22 protein-coding genes and 2 pseudogenes are annotated in these 23222 nt (G+C 42.2%); 6 read left to right on the forward strand and 18 right to left on the reverse strand.

What is annotated here, in order from left to right; genetic code table 11:
• The 3 genes and pseudogenes from FC98_RS10045 to FC98_RS10055 form a co-directional block, all read left to right on the forward strand.
• Nucleotides 1-478: helix-turn-helix domain-containing protein (locus tag FC98_RS10045; protein ID WP_082602875.1), on the forward strand; the 478-nt coding region annotated here is incomplete at its 5' end.
• An 82-nt stretch (nucleotides 479-560) separates the two neighbouring features.
• Nucleotides 561-1393, forward strand: a pseudogene (locus FC98_RS10050) (IS3 family transposase); the annotation flags it as partial.
• Between the two features lie 39 nt (nucleotides 1394-1432).
• Nucleotides 1433-1903 (forward strand): annotated as a pseudogene (locus FC98_RS10055) (MFS transporter); the annotation flags it as partial.
• An 83-nt stretch (nucleotides 1904-1986) separates the two neighbouring features.
• Here FC98_RS10055 and FC98_RS10060 read toward each other — a convergent pair.
• The 6 genes from FC98_RS10060 to FC98_RS10085 all read right to left on the reverse strand — a co-directional run bounded on the left by FC98_RS10060 (nucleotide 1987) and on the right by FC98_RS10085 (nucleotide 8428).
• The gene (locus FC98_RS10060; protein WP_008857616.1) at nucleotides 1987-2238 is read right to left on the reverse strand and encodes a type B 50S ribosomal protein L31; all 252 of its coding nucleotides are present in this window, start codon (nucleotides 2236-2238) and stop codon (nucleotides 1987-1989) included.
• 106 nt (nucleotides 2239-2344) lie between these two features.
• On the reverse strand, nucleotides 2345-3625 hold the full coding sequence (locus FC98_RS10065) for a UDP-N-acetylglucosamine 1-carboxyvinyltransferase (RefSeq protein ID WP_008857615.1): 1281 nt from the start codon (nucleotides 3623-3625) through the stop codon (nucleotides 2345-2347).
• 507 nt (nucleotides 3626-4132) lie between these two features.
• Nucleotides 4133-5266 carry an RNA-guided endonuclease TnpB family protein gene (locus FC98_RS10070; protein ID WP_054655463.1) on the reverse strand — a complete coding sequence of 378 codons (1134 nt, stop codon included), beginning with the start codon at nucleotides 5264-5266 and terminating at the stop codon, nucleotides 4133-4135.
• A gap of 259 nt (nucleotides 5267-5525) precedes the next feature.
• On the reverse strand, nucleotides 5526-7142 hold the full coding sequence (locus tag FC98_RS10075) for a CTP synthase (RefSeq protein WP_008857627.1): 1617 nt from the start codon (nucleotides 7140-7142) through the stop codon (nucleotides 5526-5528).
• Between the two features lie 160 nt (nucleotides 7143-7302).
• Nucleotides 7303-7938 (reverse strand): DNA-directed RNA polymerase subunit delta, encoded by a 636-nt coding sequence (gene rpoE / locus FC98_RS10080; protein WP_054655461.1) that lies wholly within the window; start codon nucleotides 7936-7938, stop codon nucleotides 7303-7305.
• A 55-nt stretch (nucleotides 7939-7993) separates the two neighbouring features.
• Nucleotides 7994-8428, reverse strand: coding sequence for a YwiB family protein (locus FC98_RS10085; protein WP_008857629.1), 435 nt, complete (start codon nucleotides 8426-8428; stop codon nucleotides 7994-7996).
• 423 nt (nucleotides 8429-8851) lie between these two features.
• Here FC98_RS10085 and FC98_RS10090 point away from each other — a divergent pair, with 423 nt between their 5' ends.
• From FC98_RS10090 to yidA, 3 genes are read left to right on the forward strand one after another with little or no spacing between them, the layout of a single operon-like run.
• Entirely contained in the window at nucleotides 8852-9679 is an 828-nt protein-coding gene (locus tag FC98_RS10090; protein ID WP_008857631.1) for a lipoate--protein ligase family protein, read from the forward strand.
• A gap of 12 nt (nucleotides 9680-9691) precedes the next feature.
• Nucleotides 9692-11026, forward strand: coding sequence for an HD domain-containing protein (locus tag FC98_RS10095; RefSeq protein ID WP_008857632.1), 1335 nt, complete (start codon nucleotides 9692-9694; stop codon nucleotides 11024-11026).
• 18 nt (nucleotides 11027-11044) lie between these two features.
• On the forward strand, nucleotides 11045-11851 hold the full coding sequence (gene yidA, locus FC98_RS10100; protein WP_054655459.1) for a sugar-phosphatase: 807 nt from the start codon (nucleotides 11045-11047) through the stop codon (nucleotides 11849-11851).
• 120 nt (nucleotides 11852-11971) lie between these two features.
• On the opposite strand, the gene FC98_RS10105 is transcribed toward yidA, so the two are convergent.
• The 12 genes from FC98_RS10105 to metG all read right to left on the reverse strand — a co-directional run bounded on the left by FC98_RS10105 (nucleotide 11972) and on the right by metG (nucleotide 23211).
• Complete coding sequence (locus tag FC98_RS10105; protein WP_008857634.1) at nucleotides 11972-12343, reverse strand: DUF3899 domain-containing protein; 372 nt, start codon at nucleotides 12341-12343, stop codon at nucleotides 11972-11974.
• Nucleotides 12343-13323 carry a ribose-phosphate diphosphokinase gene (locus FC98_RS10110; RefSeq protein WP_008857635.1) on the reverse strand — a complete coding sequence of 327 codons (981 nt, stop codon included), beginning with the start codon at nucleotides 13321-13323 and terminating at the stop codon, nucleotides 12343-12345. Before FC98_RS10110 ends, FC98_RS10105 begins: the two co-directional genes overlap by 1 nt.
• A 79-nt stretch (nucleotides 13324-13402) precedes the next feature.
• Nucleotides 13403-14779, reverse strand: coding sequence for a bifunctional UDP-N-acetylglucosamine diphosphorylase/glucosamine-1-phosphate N-acetyltransferase GlmU (gene glmU, locus FC98_RS10115; protein ID WP_056949519.1), 1377 nt, complete (start codon nucleotides 14777-14779; stop codon nucleotides 13403-13405).
• Nucleotides 14780-14803: 24 nt separating this feature from the next.
• On the reverse strand, nucleotides 14804-15622 hold the full coding sequence (gene purR / locus FC98_RS10120) for a pur operon repressor (RefSeq protein ID WP_081467832.1): 819 nt from the start codon (nucleotides 15620-15622) through the stop codon (nucleotides 14804-14806).
• Nucleotides 15623-15721: 99 nt separating this feature from the next.
• Complete coding sequence (locus FC98_RS10125) at nucleotides 15722-16525, reverse strand: metal ABC transporter permease (protein ID WP_056949520.1); 804 nt, start codon at nucleotides 16523-16525, stop codon at nucleotides 15722-15724.
• Entirely contained in the window at nucleotides 16518-17201 is a 684-nt protein-coding gene (locus FC98_RS10130) for a metal ABC transporter ATP-binding protein (protein ID WP_008857640.1), read from the reverse strand. The genes FC98_RS10125 and FC98_RS10130 overlap by 8 nt, the downstream gene beginning before the upstream one ends.
• A 194-nt stretch (nucleotides 17202-17395) precedes the next feature.
• Nucleotides 17396-18262 carry a 4-(cytidine 5'-diphospho)-2-C-methyl-D-erythritol kinase gene (ispE, locus tag FC98_RS10135; protein WP_056949521.1) on the reverse strand — a complete coding sequence of 289 codons (867 nt, stop codon included), beginning with the start codon at nucleotides 18260-18262 and terminating at the stop codon, nucleotides 17396-17398.
• A 279-nt stretch (nucleotides 18263-18541) separates the two neighbouring features.
• Nucleotides 18542-18790, reverse strand: coding sequence for a Veg family protein (locus tag FC98_RS10140; protein WP_054655457.1), 249 nt, complete (start codon nucleotides 18788-18790; stop codon nucleotides 18542-18544).
• A 97-nt stretch (nucleotides 18791-18887) separates the two neighbouring features.
• Nucleotides 18888-19778 (reverse strand): 16S rRNA (adenine(1518)-N(6)/adenine(1519)-N(6))-dimethyltransferase RsmA, encoded by an 891-nt coding sequence (gene rsmA / locus FC98_RS10145; RefSeq protein ID WP_008857643.1) that lies wholly within the window; start codon nucleotides 19776-19778, stop codon nucleotides 18888-18890.
• Nucleotides 19771-20337, reverse strand: coding sequence for a ribonuclease M5 (gene rnmV / locus FC98_RS10150; protein WP_008857644.1), 567 nt, complete (start codon nucleotides 20335-20337; stop codon nucleotides 19771-19773). Before rnmV ends, rsmA begins: the two co-directional genes overlap by 8 nt.
• Complete coding sequence (locus FC98_RS10155; RefSeq protein ID WP_008857645.1) at nucleotides 20334-21110, reverse strand: TatD family hydrolase; 777 nt, start codon at nucleotides 21108-21110, stop codon at nucleotides 20334-20336. The genes rnmV and FC98_RS10155 overlap by 4 nt, the downstream gene beginning before the upstream one ends.
• 73 nt (nucleotides 21111-21183) lie before the next feature.
• Nucleotides 21184-23211: a methionine--tRNA ligase gene (gene metG, locus FC98_RS10160; protein ID WP_008857646.1), complete on the reverse strand. Its 2028-nt coding sequence runs from the start codon at nucleotides 23209-23211 to the stop codon at nucleotides 21184-21186.
• Between the last annotated feature and the right edge of the window lie 11 nt (nucleotides 23212-23222).

A 23222-nucleotide genomic window follows, 5' to 3' on the forward strand; every position in this document is an offset into this window, starting at 1 on the left:
CATTGGTTATCGTGAACTGTGTAAGCAATACAAAGTTCCATCAACTAGCGTTGTTCGTGCGTGGGTTCAACGGGCCCAAGAACATGGTCCGCAATCTCTTGCAGTTAGGCATACTAAAGCCACCTATTCCCAATCCTTTAAGGTAGCAGTGATAGAATATATGGGTACACATCAGGTAAGTCGAGCGCGTGCAGCAGCACATTTTGGAATCTCTGAGGGCCAGGTCTATTCATGGGATCAAATCGTTAAGGAAAAAGGTGTTGCCGGACTGCGTCCGAAAAGGAGAGGAAGACCGACCACCAATAAGCGTAAACGCACTAAGACTATCAAGCGACTGAAACCAACCCAAGAAGAGAAATATCAGCAGGAAATCTTAAATCTTAAGCAGCAACTGCATGAAGCTGAACTGGATCGTGATATTTTAAAAGCACTTGCGACTTTAACGAGGAAGGCTCCCAATCGCTCACCACGAAGATGAAAGCCAGTATTGTTTCATCGTTACGGTTGCACTATGCACTTCAAGAACTATTAAGAAGCTGTCTAAAATCTCTTAAGTAATNCGCACTATGCACTTCAAGAACTATTAAGGGCGTTAAAGCTGCCACGGGCAACTTATTATGACCGACTTAAGCGGAACCAGAAGCCGGATAAATATGCCAAAGTTAAGGTTTTCATTCAAAAACTATATTCCAAGACACGCGAAACCTACGGTTATCGACGAATTCATGATGCAGCAGTGAAACATGGATTTAAATATGCGGAAGAGACAATTCGCCGACTAATGAGCGATATGGGTCTGAAAGTCTCGATTTACTCAAAACATACCGCTCAATACCATTCCTATAAGGGTCGAATCGGTAAAGTGGCGCCCAATGTCCTTAAACAGCAGTTTAATGCCAAGCAACCATTAACGGTTTTCCATACAGATGTTACTCAAGTACGCTTGTACAACGGTGAATGGGGCTACATTTCAGCTATTACCGACGAAGCCAGTCGTGAAGTATTAGCTGCCGTTGTCGGCACTTCTCCAAATAAAGCTTTGATTCATGCCACCTTGGATAAACTTAAACCTCACTTGAGACCAGGAATTCGCCCGATTCTTCATTCGGACCAAGGTTGGCAGTATCAAATTCCTGATTATCAACGCCGCTTAACGCACATGAATATCTGTCAAAGCATGTCCCGAAAGGGAAACTGCCATGACAACGCACCAATTGAAAGTTTCTTTAATCTGATGAAACGTGAGTGTCTCAATCGATACCAAATTAATGATATTACTGCTTTACGTAAATTGGTAAAACAATATATTCAGTGGTTCAATAATGAAAGAATTTCTAGGAATAAAAATGGCCTGACCCCTGTAGAATACAGGAATCAAGCCATGGTAGCTTAAATCAATATCTAAACTTGTCTAACTTTTCTGTTGCACTTCAGCCCGGCAACCACTTTTTATAGTGGCATCGTCGCCGCTGTACCAGGAATTGCAACCCTGTTTGCAGCACCACTTCTCGGCCGGGTCGGTGATCAAATCGGTACCGACCGCATTTTGATAATCGGCTTTGTCCTCGCAATGAGCGTTTATATTCCAATGGCGTTTGTCACAAACGTCTGGCAATTAATTGGCCTGCGGTTCGTAATTGGCATTGCTAATGCGTCAATGTTGCCAGCCGTCCAAACAATTTTGGCCAAAAATACACCGCCACAGGTTACCGGCCGGGTTTTCAGCTGGAATCAGTCATTTCAAGCAATGGGAAACGTTGCTGGGCCACTCATTGGGTCATTTGTTTCGACCACATTTGATTACGCTGGCGTATTTATTTCAACCGCTCTGCTGGTCGTCCTTAATTTAGCACTGGTTTATCATAATACAAAACAAATGCGCCAAGCATGTAGAAATGGTTAACCTTTCCTAAAAATTTATCAATTATCCTAAAAAAAACCAAATAAAAAAGCAGGCCACAATCGTAGCCTGCTTTTTGTGAATAATTAGTTGTTCGTAAGTCCGTATTTCTTGTTGAAACGATCCACAGCACCATCGGCCTGGGTAAACTTTTGCTTCCCAGTGTAGAATGGATGTGAGTCAGATGAAATTTCAACCCGAATCAATGGGTAAGTGTTGCCATCTTCCCACTCAATCGTTTCGTCAGAAGTCTTAGTTGATCCTGACATAAACTTGAAACCAGTACTTGAATCTTGAAATACAACTTGATGGTAATCTGGATGAATTCCTTTTTTCATAATATATCGCTCCTTTGCCCTGAATCAATTCGATGACCCAGAGATTATCGATTAGTCAACCTTGTAAGTTTAACATAAAATAATTAGGCATTCAACACGTTTTTAGCTAAACTTTTTCTTCGACTTCTAGCTTAACGTCAGCACCAATTGATGTCAATTTATCAACAATACTGCCATAACCACGCAGAATATATTCTGCATGAGATATTTCGGTTGTACCACTTGCCATCAATCCAGCAATGACTAATGACGCACCAGCCCGAATCTCGCCCGCGTCAACTTTTGCACCTTTCAAGTGGGGCGACTTGTCTACTAAAATGACCCCTTCGTCCGTATTTTCAGACTTGATTTTGCCGCCAAGCTTGTTTAATTCTGAAATATGCTTAATTCGCTTGGGATAAATCGTATCAATAATCATGCTGCGTCCCTCAGCTTTAAACAAAAGTGGCGTAACCGGTTGCTGAAGATCTGTTGCAAACCCCGGAAACGGCATCACTTTGATCTGGATGGGCTTTAGATCATGAGAAGGGCCAACGTAAATACTATCTTCATAGACCGTTAAATCACAACCCATTTCTTCCAACTTAGCAACGAATGCCTCTAAATGCTCAGGAATAATGTTGGTAATTAAAACACCGTTCCCAACCGCCGCAGCCATTGAAAGATATGTACCAGCCTCAATTCGATCGGGAATAATTGTATGGGTATTGGTTGCCTGAAGCGTTGGTACCCCTTCAATTCTAATGACATCAGTTCCAGCACCACGAATGTTGGCCCCCATATTGTTCAAGAACGTTGCAATATCAATGATCTCGGGTTCCTTTGCGGCATTACCAATAATTGTAGTTCCCGGTGCCTTTACTGATGCCAAAATAGTATTGATCGTTGCGCCAACTGAAACAACATCCAGAAAAATTTGGGCGCCGTGTAGCCCATTAGGCCCGGTTTGAATGGTAACCGTACCATCATGGTCACTGACCTCCGCACCGAGGGCTTTAAACGCCTTAATATGCTGATCAATCGGCCGAGGACCGATATTATCGCCACCAGGAAAGCTGACCGTGGCTCGCTGAAATCTCCCCAATAGTGCGCCCATAAAATAATAAGAGGCTCGCAAGCTCTTAATAGCTTTGCTTGGAAGAGGTGCCTCGACAATATTTGTTGGATCGATCGATAAAACATCACCTTTGAACTGAGATGATACATTCATTGATTTTAAAATCAGCATTAAATTGTGGACATCCAAAATGTCTGGAACCGAATCAAATCTAACCGGGGTATCAGCTAAAATAGCTGCTGGAATCAGTGCAACCGTACTATTTTTGGCGCCACCGATAGCTACCTCACCGGAAAGACGATTCCCGCCATTTATTATTAATTTAGTCATCAAACTTTCCTCACTTTTACATATCGAACATTTTTAACGCTAAGAATCATACTAAAGAAAAAATTTGCAAATTACAATACCTTTACTTGAATTATACAATTTGTAATGGGAAAAACAATGAAAGTAACCAGAGTGCTACACCAAGCGGTTAGAAAGCGGAGCCTAAGTTACTCCGTTCAGAAATCCCGGGTTTGGATTTTTGAACGGAGTGGCTTAGGTGCAGCTTTCTGCTTGGTGTAGCACGTTTCCACAATGTCGCCAAGAGAGGCCCTGCTTTGCAACACAATAAAGATTCACAAGCTACAACGCCCCAGCTCCCATCAAGCCACTGTATTCCACGTATTATCTCAGATAGCACAAGTAATCCCATTAATTATACAAACTCGCGAACTACCCGTCACTAAAGTAACGAGCTTCTAGGAACACCGCGGACTTACCAAACATTCTCGGAATGTTCAGCAGCGGTTACGGCTATTAACTAAGGGCAGTTCCGGCCCAGCTTTATTTTTAAGCACTCAAGATATTCTTGGCGGCATTAATATCACGATCATGGTTAATGCCACAATTTGGGCAAATCCACTGCCGAATATCGAGAGGATGTTTACCATCATCATAGTGACAGTTAGAACAAATTTGGCTGATTCTCCGCGGATTTACCGTGACCAACTGTTTACCATACCACGCACATTTGTATTCTAAGTACAAGCGCAGAGTTCGCCAAGCCTGATTCGCAATTGCCCGCGCCAATTTATGGTTTTTAAGCAGATTTTTGGTTTTCAAATCTTCCATTTTAATCACATCATATTGGGTCACGAGCTGCTTAGTTATGTGATGCAGATAGTTTTGCCGTTGATTGGCAATCTTTTCGGCATACTTTGCCACCATGTGTTTTGCTTGCTGGTAATTTTTGAAATCGCCGAGTTCACGTGGAACCAGCACATGATTATGTTTCTCCCAAGCGATTACCTGTTGGGCCTGACGTCTTCTACGGGCTAACCGTTTTTCCCAGTAACGTTTCCTTTGAGATAACTGCTTGTCAAACCGGATGGTGGGGTGTTTGATTCCATCGCTGGTGATCACCAAATCAGCAACTCCCAGATCAATGCCGACTTTCTTGCCAGTTTTAGATAACTGCTCGATTCCTGTATCCACTAGTAAAATCGCATGGAACTTGCCAGTGGCCGAAAGCCGGATGGTAACGTTCTTAATTTTGCCGGTAACTCGGCAACCTCTAAAACGCACAATTCCCAGCTTAGGTAGTTTGAGATGTCGTTCATCAACCAGCTTGATGCCCATCCGGGACTGATAGCTCTGCTTGGGGAACTTTCGTGATTTGAATTTCGGAAAGCCGTGCCGGGACTGAAAGAACCGCTGATAGGTAGCAATCAGATCGTGATTAGTAGCCTGTAAACTGGTACTCTCAGCGGATTTTAACCAAGGGTATTCAGCTTTTAGTCCTGGCAATAAATTGTTCAACGCAAAGGCACTAGGCAAAGGCGCTTGAGGATTGTTCTCATGACGTTTAATGAGCATGTTTAGCATTTGGTTCCAGACAAACCGATTGTAACCAAAATTCAGTTTGATCTGGAGCTGTTGGGTCTGATTTGGATAGATTCTTAACTTCATCCCGGCCAAAACCATTTGGATCCCCCCTGATACTCAGATTCGGTAATTATATTATATCATGGCATTAACAAATTTCAGGTACTAGAGGCGACCAAATTAGGAGAAAATCCCGCCATTTTTTAAAATAATTCCGACCTCTATAGGCCGCTAAAATCGTTGATTCATCTCGGCATTAAAATACCGAGTTTTCTCAACATCTGTTGTGATGAAAAAAGGTCAAGGTGATTGCTTTCACCCTGACCCAGTAAATCATCAGCTAACAAAATATCATTAACTATTTATTTCTTTCGATATAAACATCATTTGCAGCAGCAACGAAATCCTTGAACAATCCCTCTGGTCGGTTAGGTCGGGAAATGAATTCTGGATGGTATTGAGAAGCCACAAAGAACTTATTCGCTGGGATTTCAACAACTTCGACCAAATGGTTATCGGGAGAAGTTCCTGAAATGACCATGCCATTCTTCTCAATCGCCTCTCGATATGCGTTGTTGAATTCATAACGGTGACGATGACGCTCAGAAATAACATCTGCGTTGTCATAAGCCTTAGCCGCAACGGTACCTGGTTTTAACTTGCATGGATAGGCACCCAAGCGCTGCGTTCCACCCATGTCGTGAACATCTTCTTGATCAGCCATTAAATCAATCACGTTATGCTTCGTTCGTGGATTCATCTCAGTTGAGTTTGCATCCTGATAACCAAGAACGTCTCTCGCGAACTCAACGCAAGCCATTTGCATTCCCAGGCAAACGCCTAGGTATGGTACATCCTTTTCACGGGCATAACGAATGGCGGTAATCATCCCTTCGATTCCCCGGTCGCCAAAGCCACCAGGCACGATAATCCCATCAGCAGCTGATAATAACTCGTCAACATTGTCATCATTAATCTTTTCAGAATCCAGCATTTCCAAATCAATATCAGCATCTACCTTGTAACCAGCATGTTTCAAGGCTTCAGCAACGGAGATATATGCGTCGTGAAGGCCAACGTACTTCCCAACCAAGGCAATGTGAACCGTTCGCTTCAAATGCTGAACGTGTTGCTCTAATTCGCGCCAGTCAGACATGTCAGCAGCCGGCTTTTCGATACCAAAATGCTCCAGAATTTGTTGATCCATCCCCTGCTTTTGTAAATTTAGTGGAATGGTATATAGCGTTGGCACATCGAGTGACTCAACAACTGCCTTGGGCTTAACGTCACAGAACAATGAGATCTTCTTTCGCATGGCATCGGTAATCGGCTTTTCAGAACGAACTACCAGCAAATTAGGCTGAATTCCTAAACTTCTTAATTCCTTAACACTATGCTGAGTTGGTTTAGTCTTCATTTCACCAGCGGCTCGCAAATACGGAATGAGCGTTGTATGAACGTAAAAGACATTTTCATCACCAACTTCGGTCTTCATTTGCCTGATAGCTTCCAAAAACGGCAGCGATTCAATGTCACCAACAGTGCCACCAATTTCTGTGATCACAATTTCAGCATCAGACACCTTAGCGGCCCGCATAATTTTTTCTTTGATCATTCCCGTGATATGAGGAATCACTTGAACGGTTGCGCCTAAATAGTCGCCGTGGCGTTCTTTGCGCAAAACTTCATCATAAATTTTACCAGTCGTCACGTTTGAATACTTGTTTAGGTTGTTATCGATAAATCGTTCATAATGGCCAAGATCAAGATCAGTTTCGGTTCCATCATCGGTGACGAAAACTTCACCATGTTGGTAAGGATTCATCGTTCCAGGGTCAACGTTGATGTAGGGATCAAACTTTTGAATTGTGACGTTCAGTCCTCGATTTTTTAACAATCGACCTAATGAAGCAGCCACAATTCCTTTTCCTAAGGAAGAAACAACGCCACCGGTTACAAAAATATATTTGGTCATTATATAATCCTCTCCTCTTAATAGTTAGACGGGGAATTCACAAATAAAAAAATCCCTATCCATAAGTGAATAGGGAACAATTTATCATCGTTCAGATGTCCTTGAAAACCTCAAGGAGCCCAAAAAACATGATACATACTTTTTAGATATTAGTCAAGAATTATTGATTATCTTTTGAATTATAGTCGTTTTCATCATCGTCATCATCATCAAATGAGTCATCATCGTCATTAAGCTCATTTAACTGACCTTCGATACCATCTGGTAAATCTTCGTTGTCTGGATCATCGGTACCGTCGTCAATATCTTGAAGATCTTTATTGTACTTGCCAAGATCTTCACCGGCATCGTCATCAGAAGCATCGTCATCATCGTCTTCAACGAAATCATCGTCGTCTTGATCTTCTGGATCGTCATCATCGTAATCAATCACGTCATCGTCATCAGAAGCATCAGCAAGAAAGGCATTAACCTTTCGGCGCTTCTTCCGCTTCGGCCGATCTTCATCTTCTTCAGCATGGACAGTTGCTTCATCAATTGATTCGTATGGGTACCATGTTCGTAGTCCCCAAAGATTGTCACCAAGTGAAATAAAGCTACCATCAATGTTTAAATCCGTATAAAATTGCGATAAACGATCACGAATTTCTTTGTTACTATCACCCAAATATGATTGTACCTCGTTAGCTAAATCAACGAATGGCATAGTGTCACCGCGTTTTGCTAAGATCGCATGAGCGACTTCAATCATCGATAGTTCGTTTTTGTTTTGGCCTTTAAAGACTTCTAATTCCAAACTGGTACACGTCCTTTCAACAGTCTAACAACAATCTAAAAATCACTATACTCGATTAAACTGTAAATTGCAATCGAATATTATATTTGCCTAACAAGTCATTCCCGGCATAAAGTAAATAATCGATGCCAACGGATCCCCGAAGTGGCTGTTCAAGGATTTCCGTGCTCAAAGCTGAGGTGACGGTTTGAACATCTAAGAGTCCATACGGTGTCCGATAACGAGCTGCCACCCGTTTACCCTGACTAAACAGCAACTGCAACCGGTTTTCGGCCGACCGGGTTAACTTAATATCACCGTTATTCATAATTTTAATGGTAACGGGAACTGGCCCTTCTTCGGCATCTTCCGTATATCTAATATAAATGCTGGTGCCAACTTGAACTAATTGACCAGTCACATCAAAAACAAAATTAGATGCCTCACTATTTTGAATAATGTTTGTCTCTAAATGAATTTGAACTGGAACCCCAGTTGCCAAGTTATCCATAATGCACCTTCTTTAATTCTAAAGTGAGCGGAGTCAGGCGGTTAGAAACTGGAACATAAGTCTCCTTGGTCAAGAATTCCCGGTTTTGGAATTTTTGACCAAGGTGCTTATGTTCCAGTTTCTGCCTGACGCAGCTGTCCTAATAAGTGAGCGGAGCAAAGCAGTTAGAACTCGGAGCATAAGTCTCCGCCGGCAAGAATTCCCGGTTTTGGAATTTTTGCTGGTGGTGCTTATGTGCAGAGTTCTGCTTTGCACAGCTGTCCTGCTTAACTAATATATTATATAACCTTGATCCAGATTTCGCACTTATTTTATCTTTTAATCAGTCACTTTTCAACTTACCTTATTTAGATCTTACCCTATTTTAGGAACAGATTCTGTTATAATTAGGATAGTTGTCATTTTTTTACAGGAGGAATCGCGATGTTGCTGGCAAACGTTCCAATCACTGTCATTAACCGAACGTATTCGAGTGAACACAAACTAATTTCGTTTGCGGATACGAATACCCTACTTGAAATTTGTGATAAGTTCCAACGGCCGTTCCTTCATTTTTGGACGACGGAACAGCCCACACTGATTCTCGGGATTAACGACCGCCATCTCCCTAATTTAGCAGCTGGCCTAAAGGGGTTAGCTGTTAATCATTATGATTACTTTTTACGCAATTCGGGTGGCCTCGCTGTGATCAGTGACCCTAAAGTCTTAAATGTCTCGTTATTTATCCCAACAGCAACTCATAATTATTCAATTGACCAAGCTTATCAAATTGTTGCTGATCTTATTCAAACAATTTTTCCCAGCCTTACGATTGCTGTTCATGAAATCGCAAACTCATACTGTCCTGGAAAATTTGATTTGAGTGTTAATGGTCAAAAAATCGCTGGCATCGCCCAACGAAGAACTCAACGAGCTTTAGTATTGATGCTTTATATGAGTATTGCCGGTGATCAGGACGGCCGAAGTGATACCGTTGCGCAATTCTATGAGCAAGGTGATGCCTATCGTCAAGACCGATGGCACTTTCCAAAGGTTGATAAAGCCACGATGACCACCCTGGCAAATTTAGTGAGTTTAGACATTTCAGTTGAAGCCGTGGAAGATCAAATCACTACTGCCCTGGCTGCTCAAGAAAACGCAATTGACCTATCGAGTGCACCAGAATTGCTACGGTCAGCCCAGTTTATTAATGAACAAGCAACGCAGCTCAAGAAAATTCAATTGCGAAATAATCAATTACCCATTGTCTAAGGAGGCAACTTTTTGGATTACGCACATCAACAACTCGAAAGGGAAAAAGTCTTTCGAGACCCAGTTCACAACTATGTTCATGTTAAATACCAAGTTATTTTAGATTTAATTAATACAAGTGAGTTTCAACGATTACGGCGAATTCATCAGCTAGGGACAACCTCGCTTATTTTTCATGGTGCTGAGCATACTCGCTTTGCCCATTCGCTGGGAGTTTATGAAATTGCCCGCCGGATTATTGAGTCATTTGAAGAAAATTTTCCATCAAAAATACCCGGTGATGGTTTGTGGGACGATTCAGAAAAGCTTCTCACACTATGTGCAGCACTACTTCATGATATTGGTCATGGGGCATACTCACACACGTTTGAGCACATTTTTGGAACCGATCACGAACAAATTACCCGCGACATTATTACGTCTGATACCACCGAAATTAATCACGTTCTTGAGAAGGTTGGCCCTGATTTCCCAGAAAAGGTTGCCAGCGTCATTAATAAGACCTATCCAAACAAGCAGGTTGTCGAAATGATTTCCAGCCAATTAGATGCCGATCGCATGGATTACCTCCTCCGCGATGCTTACAACACTGGTGTAAAATATGGCACCTTCGACTTATCGCGGATTTTAGAGGTGATGCGGCCGTATCAGGATGGTATTTGTTTTGAAATGAGTGGCATGCATGCCGTTGAGGACTACATTGTCAGTCGATTTCAAATGTACCAGCAGGTCTACTTCCATCCCGTTTCTAGGTCAATGGAAGTGATCTTAAACCGTCTCCTACAGCGAGCCAACGAGATTTTTAGTGCCGAAGTAACGCACGATCCCCAAACACCTTATCTACTGTTGCCATTTTTCCACCATGATTTTAATTTAGACGACTACCTTCAATTAGACGATGGCGTTTTAAATACTTACTTTATTCACTGGAAACGTTATCCAGATGATCTCTTAAGTAACTTGGCTAGCCGATTTATTGACCGGAAACCATTGAAATCAGCTAAGTTCGACGATTCAACCAAAGATCTCTTGCCACGACTGCGCAAAATTATCGAGCAATCTGGATTTAATCCCAAGTATTACACGGCAACCGACAATAGTTTCGATCTGCCTTACGATGCTTATCGACCAGGAAAAAAGCAAATCCAATTGATGCAAAACGATGGTACCCTTATCGAATTGTCGTCAATCAGTCCACTTGTCCGTGCCATTTCCGATAGGCAGTCCGGTGATAACCGTTTCTTCTTCCCCAGAGAAATCTTACGGCCAGAGGAAAACGTAGACTTATTTCAACCCGAGTACGACGAATTTAACAATCACATCCGAAATGACCAACTAATCAATTAATCAGAGGAGAGATTTCCCATGGATATCAAATTAGTCGCTATCGACATTGATGGCACTTTATTAAACGAAAAACACCAACTAGCCCAAGCAACAATTGACGCAATTCAGGCGGTCAGGCAAAGGGGCATTAAGGTAGTATTGTGCTCTGGTCGCCTACTTAGCGGCGTTCAACCTTACCTCGACCAGTTAGCCATTAGTGGCAATGATGAGTTTGCAATTACCTTTAACGGCGCGATGGCTCAAACCTTATCTGGTGATGTGCTCGTTCACCACACCCTTGATTACGATGACTTTTTAGAGACCGAAATGCTCAGTCGCAAGTTTGGTGTTCACTTCCAGCTCGAAACGATTGACACGATTTATGCAACTAATCGGGATCTAAGCCCGTACACCATTGGAGAAAGTTATCTGGTACGATTACCAGTTAAGTATCGGGCTCCTGAAGACATTTCAAAGGATTTGGTCATTTCAAAGGTCATGATGATTGATGACCCTAAGTTGATCGCAAACGCCAACAACGGCATCTCTGACGAACTTCGTAATAAACTATATATCGTTCAAAGTGAGCCCTTCTTCATCGAAATCATGAGTAAACAAGCTAATAAAGGCAAGACACTTGGAGAATTAGCAACTAAATTAGGCCTTACTGCTGACAATGTTATGGCCCTTGGTGACCAAGAAAATGACCTGACAATGATCAAATACGCTGGTTTAGGTGTCGCAATGGGCAATGGTATTAAAGCCGTTAAAGATGCCGCAACGTTCACAACTAAGCCTAACACTGAAAATGGTGTTGCTTACGCACTTAAGAAATATCTCCTTTAGTTGATCACAAATAATCATAAAATAACCGTTTATCAATTGAGAAACACAAATAAGGCAATCCCTCAAAACTAAGAGGATTGCCTTATTTGTGTTTAAAGTTCACTTTTTTTCATTCATCAATCAAATAATTGTTAATAAGATTCCCAGTACGATCAATAGACCACCCGTACTCAGACAAAAGCGGGCATACTTATTAACCTTAATTGGCTGGTTCTTAAGGCCAGCGACGTCTTTTGCCTTAGGATGTTTTGGATCATTTTCTGACTCTAAATCAGTTGGTTTCTTCTTGGGGATAAAGAACCGCCACCCAGTAAACAAATGACCTGACCCAACTACAAAAATCGAAGCCAACACGGTTAAAAATAGGCCAGCTAAAAAATCAAAATTTCCTAATCCAATTTTAGGAACTCCCACTAAAACTAGTAGGAGATTAACCAAGATGATTCCCGTAACACACACGGTTGTCAGGTGGTCTCTAAGCTTTTTGACCATTAACTTTCATCACCACGAAACCGATTTCGAAAGAGCGGGCTAACCGGCTTATCTTCATTAATTCGTTTAATTGCATCGCCAATTAACGGGCCAACCGAAACTTGCTCAATCTTATCTAACTGCTTGTCCTTAGGTAATTGGATTGTATCAGTCACCACCAATTGCTTGATTGGTGATTTCTTAATCCGCTCAATGGCCGGTCCAGAAAGAACTGGATGCGTACAGCAAGCATAAACTTCAGAAGCACCAGCATCCATGAGTGCCTGCGCCCCTAAAGTAATTGTGCCGGCCGTATCGATCATGTCATCAATCATCAAACAGCGTTTACCGGCCACGTCACCAATAATATTCATAATTTCGGCAACGTTTGCTTGGGGACGCCGCTTATCAATGATAGCAATTGGGGCTTTTAAGAACTCCGCCAAAGCCCGTGCCCGAGAAACCCCACCATGATCAGGAGAAACCACAACGTCATCGCTGCCAAAGCCTTGTTTGATGAAATGATCAGCTAGTAGCGGTGCACCCATTAAATGGTCTACTGGGATATCGAAGAAGCCTTGAATCTGAGCCGCATGAAGGTCAAGTGAAACAACCCGGTCAACGCCATCTTTTTGAAGCATGTTAGCAACTAATTTGGCTGTGATCGGTTCTCTTGAACGGGCTTTTCGATCCTGACGAGCATATCCATAGTAAGGAATAACGACATTGATTGTTCCCGCGCTAGCCCTTCTTAATGCATCCACCATGATTAACAATTCCATTAAATTATCATTCACCGGTGCCGATGTTGACTGGATAATGAAGATATTATCCCCACGGATACTTTCTTCAATGTTGATTCTGATTTCACCATCACTAAACCGGTCAACGGATGTCTTGCCAAGTGGTACACCAACGGTTTCGGCAATCTTCTCGGCTAATGGACGGTTCGAGTTTAACGCGAAAATTTTTAGTTTAGAATCAAAATATTGCTGAGACATATGATCCTCCCATACGTTTTATTAGTTCAATTCGCTTTCCCACATTGATTATACAATGTTTTCGCTATAAATTTCAGCGTTAATCCTTCTGATATGGTAATTTTTTAAAATAATCGGGTTTATTTGTCTGCCGACTTCGAGCAATCGCCATATCGTATTGGTTCACTTGGCGATTAATCGTTGAGCCAGCAGCAATAAACGAATGATCCGCAACATCTAGTGGGGCAATCAAATTCGAATTGCTGCCAATAAATGAATCGTCACCAACCGTGGTCTCGTGCTTGTGGGCACCATCATAATTGACAAAAATAACACCACAACCCACATTGATGTTCTTGCCAAGCTTGGCATTCCCTACGTAAGTCAAATGACCTACTTTCGTGCCTTCGCCAATGCTTGCCTTCTTCACTTCAACAAAGTTGCCAAGGTGAACGTGCTTGCCAATGAGGGCATCTGGCCGCAAGTGGCTGTTAGGCCCAATGTCTGAATAATCAAGCATTTCAGAGTGCTCAATTAACGATGATGTCACCGTTACGTGATCATGAATAACTGAATCGCGGATTTCAGAATTGGCGCCAATATAGCAATCCTCACCAATGACGGTGTTACCTTTCAATTGAACACCTGGCTCAATAATAGTATCCGGGCCAATCTGAACATCGGAATCAATGTACGTTCGTTCTGGGTCAATCACTGAAATACCGTCTTTCATATGCCGCCGATTAATCCGCGACCGCATAATTTTGGTGGCCGTCGCCAGTGCCAAACGATCATTAACCCCCATTGATTCGTCGAAGTCAACCATCTTGTAAGCGGCGATGGTTTCGCCCTCAGCCTTTAGGATTTCAATCACATCAGTTAAATAATACTCACCCTGAGCATTGTGATTATTAATCTTATGAAGGGCCTCAAATAAAGCCCGGTTGTCAAAAACATAAACGCCAGTGTTAATCTCATCGATGGCTTGTTCTTCTTTAGTTGCATCCTTTTGTTCGACAATTTTTTCAACAATTCCCAAATCATTGCGAACAATTCGACCATAACCGGTTGGGTTAGGCGCTTTAGAAGTTAAAATGGTGACTTTTGCTTTTTTATTCTGATGATAAGTAAATAAATCTTCAAACGTCTTGGTGGTAAAGAGCGGCGTATCACCACTCACCACCATCGTCATCCCATCAAGGTCCCCTAACAGCTGTTCAGCCTGCAAAACAGCGTGGCCAGTCCCTAATTGCTTTTCCTGGACAACGTATTGCGTGCGGTCACCCAAATTATCACGAACTGCGTCGGCACCAAAGCCGACAACGGTCACAATATTATCCATCTGAGCACCTTCAACGGCAGTTAGGACATGATCGACCATCGTTTTGCCGCAAAGCCGGTGTAAAACCTTATATAGCTTGGATTTCATCCGGGTTCCCTTACCTGCTGCTAATATAATTGTATTCTTTGTTGCCATTATAAATGTCTCCCCAAATGCGTTTTAATTAAAAATCTTTTCTAAATAATTGCCAGGTTGTGAAATGACGGTATTGTCCTTGGCATCAACTCTCATCAGTGATGTGTAATTACCAACTGACCGCCCATTTGGCGCAGTACTTTCGGCAACCACCCCGACACCAATCAAATTGGCATCAAATTCCTCGACCATCGAAATCATGCCGCCAACGGTCCCGCCGCCACGCATATAATCATCAACGATTAAAACGTTGGAATCAGGTTTCAAGCTTCGTTTAGATAGCGACATCTTTTCAATCCTGGTAGAAGAACCAGACACATAGTTAACGTTAACCGTTGAACCTTCAGTAATTTCAGTGTCATGGCGAACAATGACAAACGGAACATTTAGGAAATCGGCAACGCTTTGCGCAATTGGCACGCCTTTAGTTGCAATCGTCATTACGGCATCAACACTCTGATTTAAATACTGAGTTGCAAACACTCGGCCAATTTGCCGCAGCGTTGCCGGACTACCAAGCAGGTCGGACATATACACATACCCACCAGGTAAATACCGGGTATTAGAAGACATTTGTTCAATTAAGTTGTCAACGACCTCTTCAGCCTCTTCTTTTAAGATGTATGGCAAGAACCGGGTTCCTCCAGCGGCGCCAGGAATTGTTTCCAGCAATCCCGTCCCCCGGGCTTGGAAAGTTCGTTTTAAAATGGTTAAGTCTTCACTTATTGAGGACTTTGCGGATCCATAGCGTTCCGCAAAAAACGTCAACGGAACCAACGTATGGGGCCGCTCAAGCAAGTATCTGGTCATGTCGATCAACCGATCACTTCTTCGTACTTTCAAAAATTCCACCTCTACTTTTATGTAACATACACTAAAATTTTATCATAAATGTTCGTCTTTAGGAGATTATATCGAAAAATAACCTAAATTGACATCATTTTATTCACTTTTACTTCGAATAAAGTTGTAGAAGAGTGAAATCCCATAAATGATTGCTTCAATTGAGGCAATGAAAAACGTTACCGGCCAATTTGTCAGATAACCTAAATATAGTCCAACCCAAACCCCAAATAACGCAAATAGAATTGCGAGTGACATCATACGAAGCACTGTGTGAGCAAAATATTTCGCGCTTGAGGCGGGCAACGTCAGCAACACGAAGATCAATAACGAACCAACAATTTGGGCAGCAACGCTCACACTAAAAGCCAACATGATTAAGAAAATAATTGAAATCAAGTTTCGATGAATATGATTGGTTTGTGACCCAATCGCATCAAAAGAATCGTCTTTTAAATTTCTAAAAATTAATAGCAAAACAACTAATACTAAAATCGATAATGCCGCCATTTGGATAACGTCTTGACGACTAATCCCAATGACACTCCCAAATAAAATATTAGTCGCATAGCTGGCATTTTTCCGCGATAACGACAAAAATAGGATCCCTAGACCAATGAATAGGCCAGAAATGGCACTGATCACAGATTCACGTCGCGATTCAACGGCTCCGCTTAACTCGCCCACCATAATTGAACTAACCGTGGTAAATGCTAGCATCCCGTTTAACGGTGTCCAACCAATAAAGATCCCAAATGCCGCGCCAGCAAACCCAATTTCAGACAGAGTATGGGTCATAAAGGGCATATTCCTAGCAACAACAAAGACCCCCATCATCCCACTGACAATGGCAATCAACGTCCCAGCCAGATAAGCATTTTGCATAAATTCAAAACTAAACATACTGGCCCTCCTTATTTTCATTGTGCAAATCCGCAATTGGTCCAGATTCGTACTTCCCCTTTTGAAGCCAAAGGTAATGGTCTGGGTATTCATGGATCATTTGCATATCATGGGAAACAAAGAAAATCGTGAGCCCCATCGTTTTATTCAACCGAAAAACGACATCCAACAATTCCTTCTTGGTATTTGGGTCAAGACTTGCAGTGGACTCATCGAGAATCAATAAATCCGGATGATTAATTAAGGCCTGTGCTAAATAGGCTTTTTGCTTTTCGCCACCGGATGCCAAACCAAGTGGGCGATTAGCAATCTGTTCCAAACCAACCTGTTTGATAACCTGATTCACCCGAGCCCGTTCTTTCTTCGATAGCCATGGCAATTTGAGACCAGTAAAATTTAACGCCACAAAATCCTTGATTGACAGAGGGTATTCAACATCGACATTTCGGAATTGTGGGACGTATCCGATTCGAATGCCTTGCTTAATAATCACCTTTCCAACACCTGGATGTAGTTGCCCTAAAATTACCCGAACCAGGGTCGTCTTGCCAATCCCATTTTCACCGATAACACCAAGAAAGTCACCCCGGTTAACTTGAAAACTGAGGTCTGAAAAGACCGGATGATTTGGAAAACTAAGTGACAAGTTTTCAACTGAAATTAATGTTTCACTCAAATGAAGACCTCCAACAATTATTGTAAAAAGTAATAATTACTATTTTAGTTTAGATTAAATCGAGATTTTGTCAATTGCCAAATGCATAATTAAAGGGTTGCTTAACCAAAACTAAAGCTTTGTTTTGGGGCAACCCAGCGTATTTGTATAAACATTCATGGATACCAGCAGGTCAACCAGCCTGTTAGAAATAATTATAAGCTAGCACCGTGGTTAATTGGCTGCGTTACGTATACTTCATGGCAGAAACCCGAAATACTATTATAAACCCGACGAGCACGGGACTCACTATGGCAAACTCCAAAAACGGTGGGTCCGCTGCCGCTCATCTGAGAGCCATCAGCACCGTATTTCAAAAGGCGTTCCTTAATAACTTGGATTTGGGGGTGGTTGGCGGTGGTAATTGGTTCTAGTGTGTTCCCCATACTTGCCACGATCTGATGATAATCAGATTGCATAATTCCAGCCAACAAACCATCAATATCTGGATGATCAATCTGAATATGCCGAAGCCTCCGGACAATTCGTGGCGTTGACACACTAACGTTTGGCTTAGCAAGGATAAACCACATCTTAGGTAGGGACTTTAAGGGTGTTACAATCTCACCCCGACCACTAACCAAAGCAGTTCTCCCATAGACACAGTACGGAACATCTGAGTCAATCGCTAACCCCAGTTTAGCCATTTCAGCTAGTGAAAGGCCCGTCGCAAACATCTCATTTAAGGTTCTTAAAACAGCTGCTGCGTCAGACGAGCCACCACCTAAACCAGCGGCAACCGGGATGCTTTTTTCGATCGTAATCGTCAGCCCACTCTTTACGCCCGTATGCCTCAAAAAAAGATGAGCGGCTTGATAAGCTAGGTTTCGTTTATCATTGGGCAAAAAACCACTATCAGAAATAATTCGGATTCTTGAAGAAGAATTCGTCTCAATCTGCACATGATCACTTAGGCCAATCGAAGTCATGACCATCCGCCATTCGATAGTACCATCTGGGTGAGTATACGGGACATCAAGCCCTAAATTCAATTTGGCTGGAGCTCGAACAATCCGCTTCATCGACATCCCCCCACTCCACAAGTGTGCGCCAATATCATTAAGAAATTATTATTGATCACACTCTGATTAAGAAAATTATACTAAATAATGACCCTATTGTCAGTGTTTATCCCGTAAAAACGGTAAAAAAAGAGACCGAATATCAATCGCCGTTTTTAGTTTTGTGTGGCTACTTGACCACCACTCTTCTATTCGTACAAACCGCGCTATACAGCATTATGGCAACAAAATGGCAAAATAAAAAGGCCATCTGGCCCCCAAAAAAATTAATCCTACCCGCTAGTTCACTTGAGCAGCATCAAAATCAACTTCAATATTCTTCGTCAAAATATCGGTATAGCTGTAAGAAACTCGTTCAAAGCTGGATTTCCCTGGATCCAACTCGACAACAAAGACTGCCGGAAAAGTTTCCTTTAAAATCCCATGACGCTTAGTGGTTTTTCTTCGACCAATTTGCGAAGTCACTAAAACGTGTTGACCAATGTGGTCGTCCATCTTATGCTTAATCACTGATAAAGTAATTGGCATCCAAATCACCTCACGATGGTTCATTATACCACGCAGGTTATAAAATCGCAAATTCTACCACAAACGACTTTTACTTTCAACCACAAATCTTTAAAGATTAGTTTAAAATCCCGTTGTCATGGAAAGCGTTCGCCAAATTGACAAACTGGTCAATCGTTAATTGCTCGGAACGATCACCTGGATCAATTTGAACATCAGCTAATACCTTGGTAATTGTTTCCTTAGCTGCATCCGTTTTACCAAAAAAACCTAACAAGTTATTCCACAACGTCTTTCGTTGATGCATAAAGCAACCACGCACGAAACCAGCAAACCTCTTTTCATCAAATGGCACGACTTCCTTAGCCAACTTGGGAGTTAACTTGATAATTGCGGAATCGACCTTAGGCTGGGGAATAAACGCGGTTCTAGGAACAATGAAAGAAATTTCAACGTTATTCCTTTCTTGAACAATCACCGATAATGACCCATAAGCTTTGGTACCTGGAACAGCAGTCAGCCGTTCAGCAACCTCCTTTTGCATCATCACAACGATCGCATCAAAAGCGAGGTCGCCTGCCAATAAGTTCATCACAATCGGCGTCGTAATGTAATACGGTAAGTTAGCCACAACTTTTAAGGGATGTTTGCCCGTTAATTCAGTTTTAACCACTTGAGGTAAATTTGCCTTTAAGATATCTTGATTAATAATCTTGATATTGCTATAAGGTGCAAGAGTTTCTTGCAGCACCGGCAGCAAATTTTGGTCGATTTCAAACCCTAAAACACGATGGGCCACCTTTGCCAATTGCTCAGTCAACCCACCAATTCCAGGGCCAATTTCGATAACATCATCGTCACCCGTAATTTCAGCCGCTTCAACAATGTTACTTAAGACATTTAAATCCACTAAGAAGTTTTGACCTAAGCTTTTCTTAGCTGAGAGCCGGTAACGATTTAAGATTGCCTGAGTCCGTGCAGGGCTGGCAATTGCTGGGTATTCAGTCATTTATATTATCTCCATCAATTTTGCTGATTGCATCAATAAACTGGTCGTGGGTAATGCCAAACATGCGTAAACGGTGTTGAAGCTGCTTCCCATTTACATAGCCAATGTGCAACAACTCCCCTAACTGTTTACGCCGTTCTTTGGCATCCGGGTTACCCATCAAGCCATGAACCATCAATTCTGTTTGCGAAATTAATTCTTCAGCGGAATCATCCTCTGTATAGACCTGACTTAGGGCTTGGCGAATGGACTCAACACTTGCATGTTCAACCCCTAGAGATCCCTCCGAACGATTAGGAACCCCCTGCTTCTTGGTAATGAATGCGTGCTTAGCATTAGGGACCTCAGCTGCAATCGTTTTTCGAATTTTTTCACCCGAAAAATCTGGATCGGTAAAAACAATGACGCCCCTGGTCTTGGCCAGCTTTTTAATCAACATCAATGTCTCTTCTGGGATCGCTGAACCGCGTGTTTCAATTGTATCAGCATCGACCGCCCGTTGAATTCGTTTGGTATCATCCTTACCCTCAACAACGATCACTTCTTTTATCTTTTTCATTTATCCTCAATTCTAAATAAACGCAATGTATTTTCATAAGTATGCTTGGCAATGATGTCTGGATTAACATCGCAAAACCGAGCGATTGCTTCCACCGTGTACAACGTGTTGGCTGGCTCATTTTGCTTGCCACGCAACGGTTCAGGAGCGAGATATGGGGCATCGGTCTCTACTAGCATCCGATCAAACGGTGTGTTTCTCACCGCCTCATGGACCTCTCGTGTTTTCTTAAAGCTGGCAACCCCGCTGTATGACACGGACATCCCCAAATCAAGAAACTTTTTTAACCATTCGGTGTCACCGTTAAAACTGTGCATCACGCCTCGAATGTCTGAAATACCCATCTCTTTTAGAATGTCATAGGTGTCTTCAAAAGCATCCCGGTTATGAACCGAAATTGGCAAGTGCAATTGCTTGGCAATGTCAATCTGGCGTCTGAAAACTTCTTTTTGAATATGTCTTGGAGAAGTCGTCTGGTGATAATCTAAGCCAATCTCACCAACCGCTACTACCGAAGGGCTTTGAAGCTGTTCAATTAGTAAGTCCTCTTGTGCCTGATGATAGTAGATTGAGTCCTCTGGATGCCAGCCAATAATCGAATACATATCTGGATATTTAGCGGCCAACTCCAGCGAGCGATCGTTAAGTATCTGATTAGACCCAACGTTCGCAATTTTAACAACGCCTAAGCTTTGGGCGTGCTTAAAATACTTGTCCGCATCAGGATACAACGACTCATCATTTAAATGTGTGTGGGAATCAAAAATTTTCATCAATTTACCTCAGTATCTTCACGAATAAAAACAGGCCGTTTTCAAGATTTCTGAAAGCCGGCCCATTCAATTTCTATTCCAATGTGACCCCATTTTCGAGGTGCTCACTAACGGTTACCAATTCAACATTACCGTCCTTATGCTCAACGGATAGTAACATCCCTTGGCTAACCTGGCCACGCATCTTCCGCGGTTTCAGATTTGAAACAATGATCACTTTTTTACCGACCAGTTTTTTGAAATCTGGATACCATTTTGCAATTCCTGAAAGGATCTGCCGATCGCCATCGTCGCCAGCATCTAATCGGAACTGAAGCAGCTTGTCAGCACCTTCAACCTTATTAACATCTTTAATTTCGGCTACCTTAAGTTCGATTTTTTCAAAAGCATCAAATCGAACTTCCTTCTTGGTTAAGTTTAAATCCGTCTCTTCCGGATTAAATTGGTTCTCTGCAGCAGCTTTCATAGCAGATCTCCCCTTGGTCTTATCTGTCTTAGTCATTTGTTGCTTGATAAAGTCAACTTCCTCATCAGCATCAACCCGTGGGAAAATCGGGGTTCCCTTTTTGACTGTTTGACTACCGGCGGGTAACTTCATGAAATCAAGATTCTTCAAGTCAATTTCGTCGGTAAGCCCAAGCTGATTAAAGATTTCTTTAGGTGCATGGGTCATAACAGGGCTAATTAACTCAGCAATGACTCGCAAACTGGCAGCTAAATGGGCCATAACCGAATCAAGCTTCTCTTTATCGTCTGGGTCCTTGGCAAGCTTCCATGGTTCAGTCTGATCAATGTACTTATTAGACTGGGCAACGAGCTTCCAAACTTCGCTTAACGCATCAGAAAAGTGTAACTCATTCATCAATTCTTTATAATGATCAATTACCATGGCCGAAGTATCTTCAAGATCACTATCAAAATCAGTAACTCCAGACTTGATTTGTGGTACACTGCCATTTTCATACTTATTAATCATCGAAACGGTTCTGTTTAACAAGTTACCCAAATCATTGGCTAAATCGTAATTCAACCGGTCAACAAAATCCTCCGGTGTAAACAAGCCATCGTTAGCATACGGCATTGCTCGCAGCAAATAATAGCGCAATGCATCCAAACCATAGCGATCAACCAAAGTTTCAGGATAAATGACGTTTCCCTTTGATTTAGACATTTTGCCGTTCTTCATCAAAAGCCACCCATGCCCGAAAACCTTCTTCGGTAACGGCAATCCGAGTGCATGCAAAATAATTGGCCAATAAATTGTATGGAACCGAACAATTTCCTTACCGACCATTTGAACGTCGGCAGGCCAATACTTCTTGAAGTCACTGTTATCCTTGCCATCATAACCTAGTGCCGTGATATAGTTGGTTAACGCATCAATCCAAACATACACCACGTGTTTGGGGTCTGACTTAACCGGAACACCCCAGTGGAAGGTTGTCCTGGAAACAGCCAGGTCTTCTAGGCCGGGTTCAATAAAGTTCTTAATCATTTCGTTCATACGAGTATCGGGTTGAATGAAGTCAGGATGATCTTTGTAGTACTGAAGTAACCAATCGGCATACTTGCTCATCTTAAAAAAGTAGGATTGTTCGTGAACCAATTGTACTTCATGACCACTAGGCGCTTTACCACCAATCACCTTACCGTTATCGTCATGATAGACTTCAGCGAGTTGGCTTTCGGTAAAATACTCTTCATCAGAAACAGAGTACCAGCCAGTATATTCGCCAAGGTAGATATCACCCTTATCAAGTAATTTTTGAAAAATATCTGCGACCACTTTTTCATGATAATCATCCGTTGTTCTAATGAACTTCGTATTCGAAATCTCCAGCTTCTGCCATAATTTCTTGATGGTAGCCGCCATTTTATCAACGTAATCTTGAGGCGACATTCCCAGCTGTTCGGCCTTCTGTTCGATTTTTAATCCATGTTCATCGGTCCCCGTCAAAAAGAAGACATCATAACCCATTGCCCGTTTAAACCGCGCTTCGGCGTCACAGGCAATCGTCGTATAGGAATTACCAATATGTAATCTTCCTGATGGATAATAAATTGGAGTTGTAATGTAAAACGTTGGCTTACTTTCTGCCATGAAAGGTCCTC

Source organism: Lentilactobacillus kisonensis DSM 19906 = JCM 15041 (assembly GCF_001434135.1).
In the GTDB taxonomy this organism is placed as follows: Bacteria; Bacillota; Bacilli; order Lactobacillales; family Lactobacillaceae; genus Lentilactobacillus; species Lentilactobacillus kisonensis.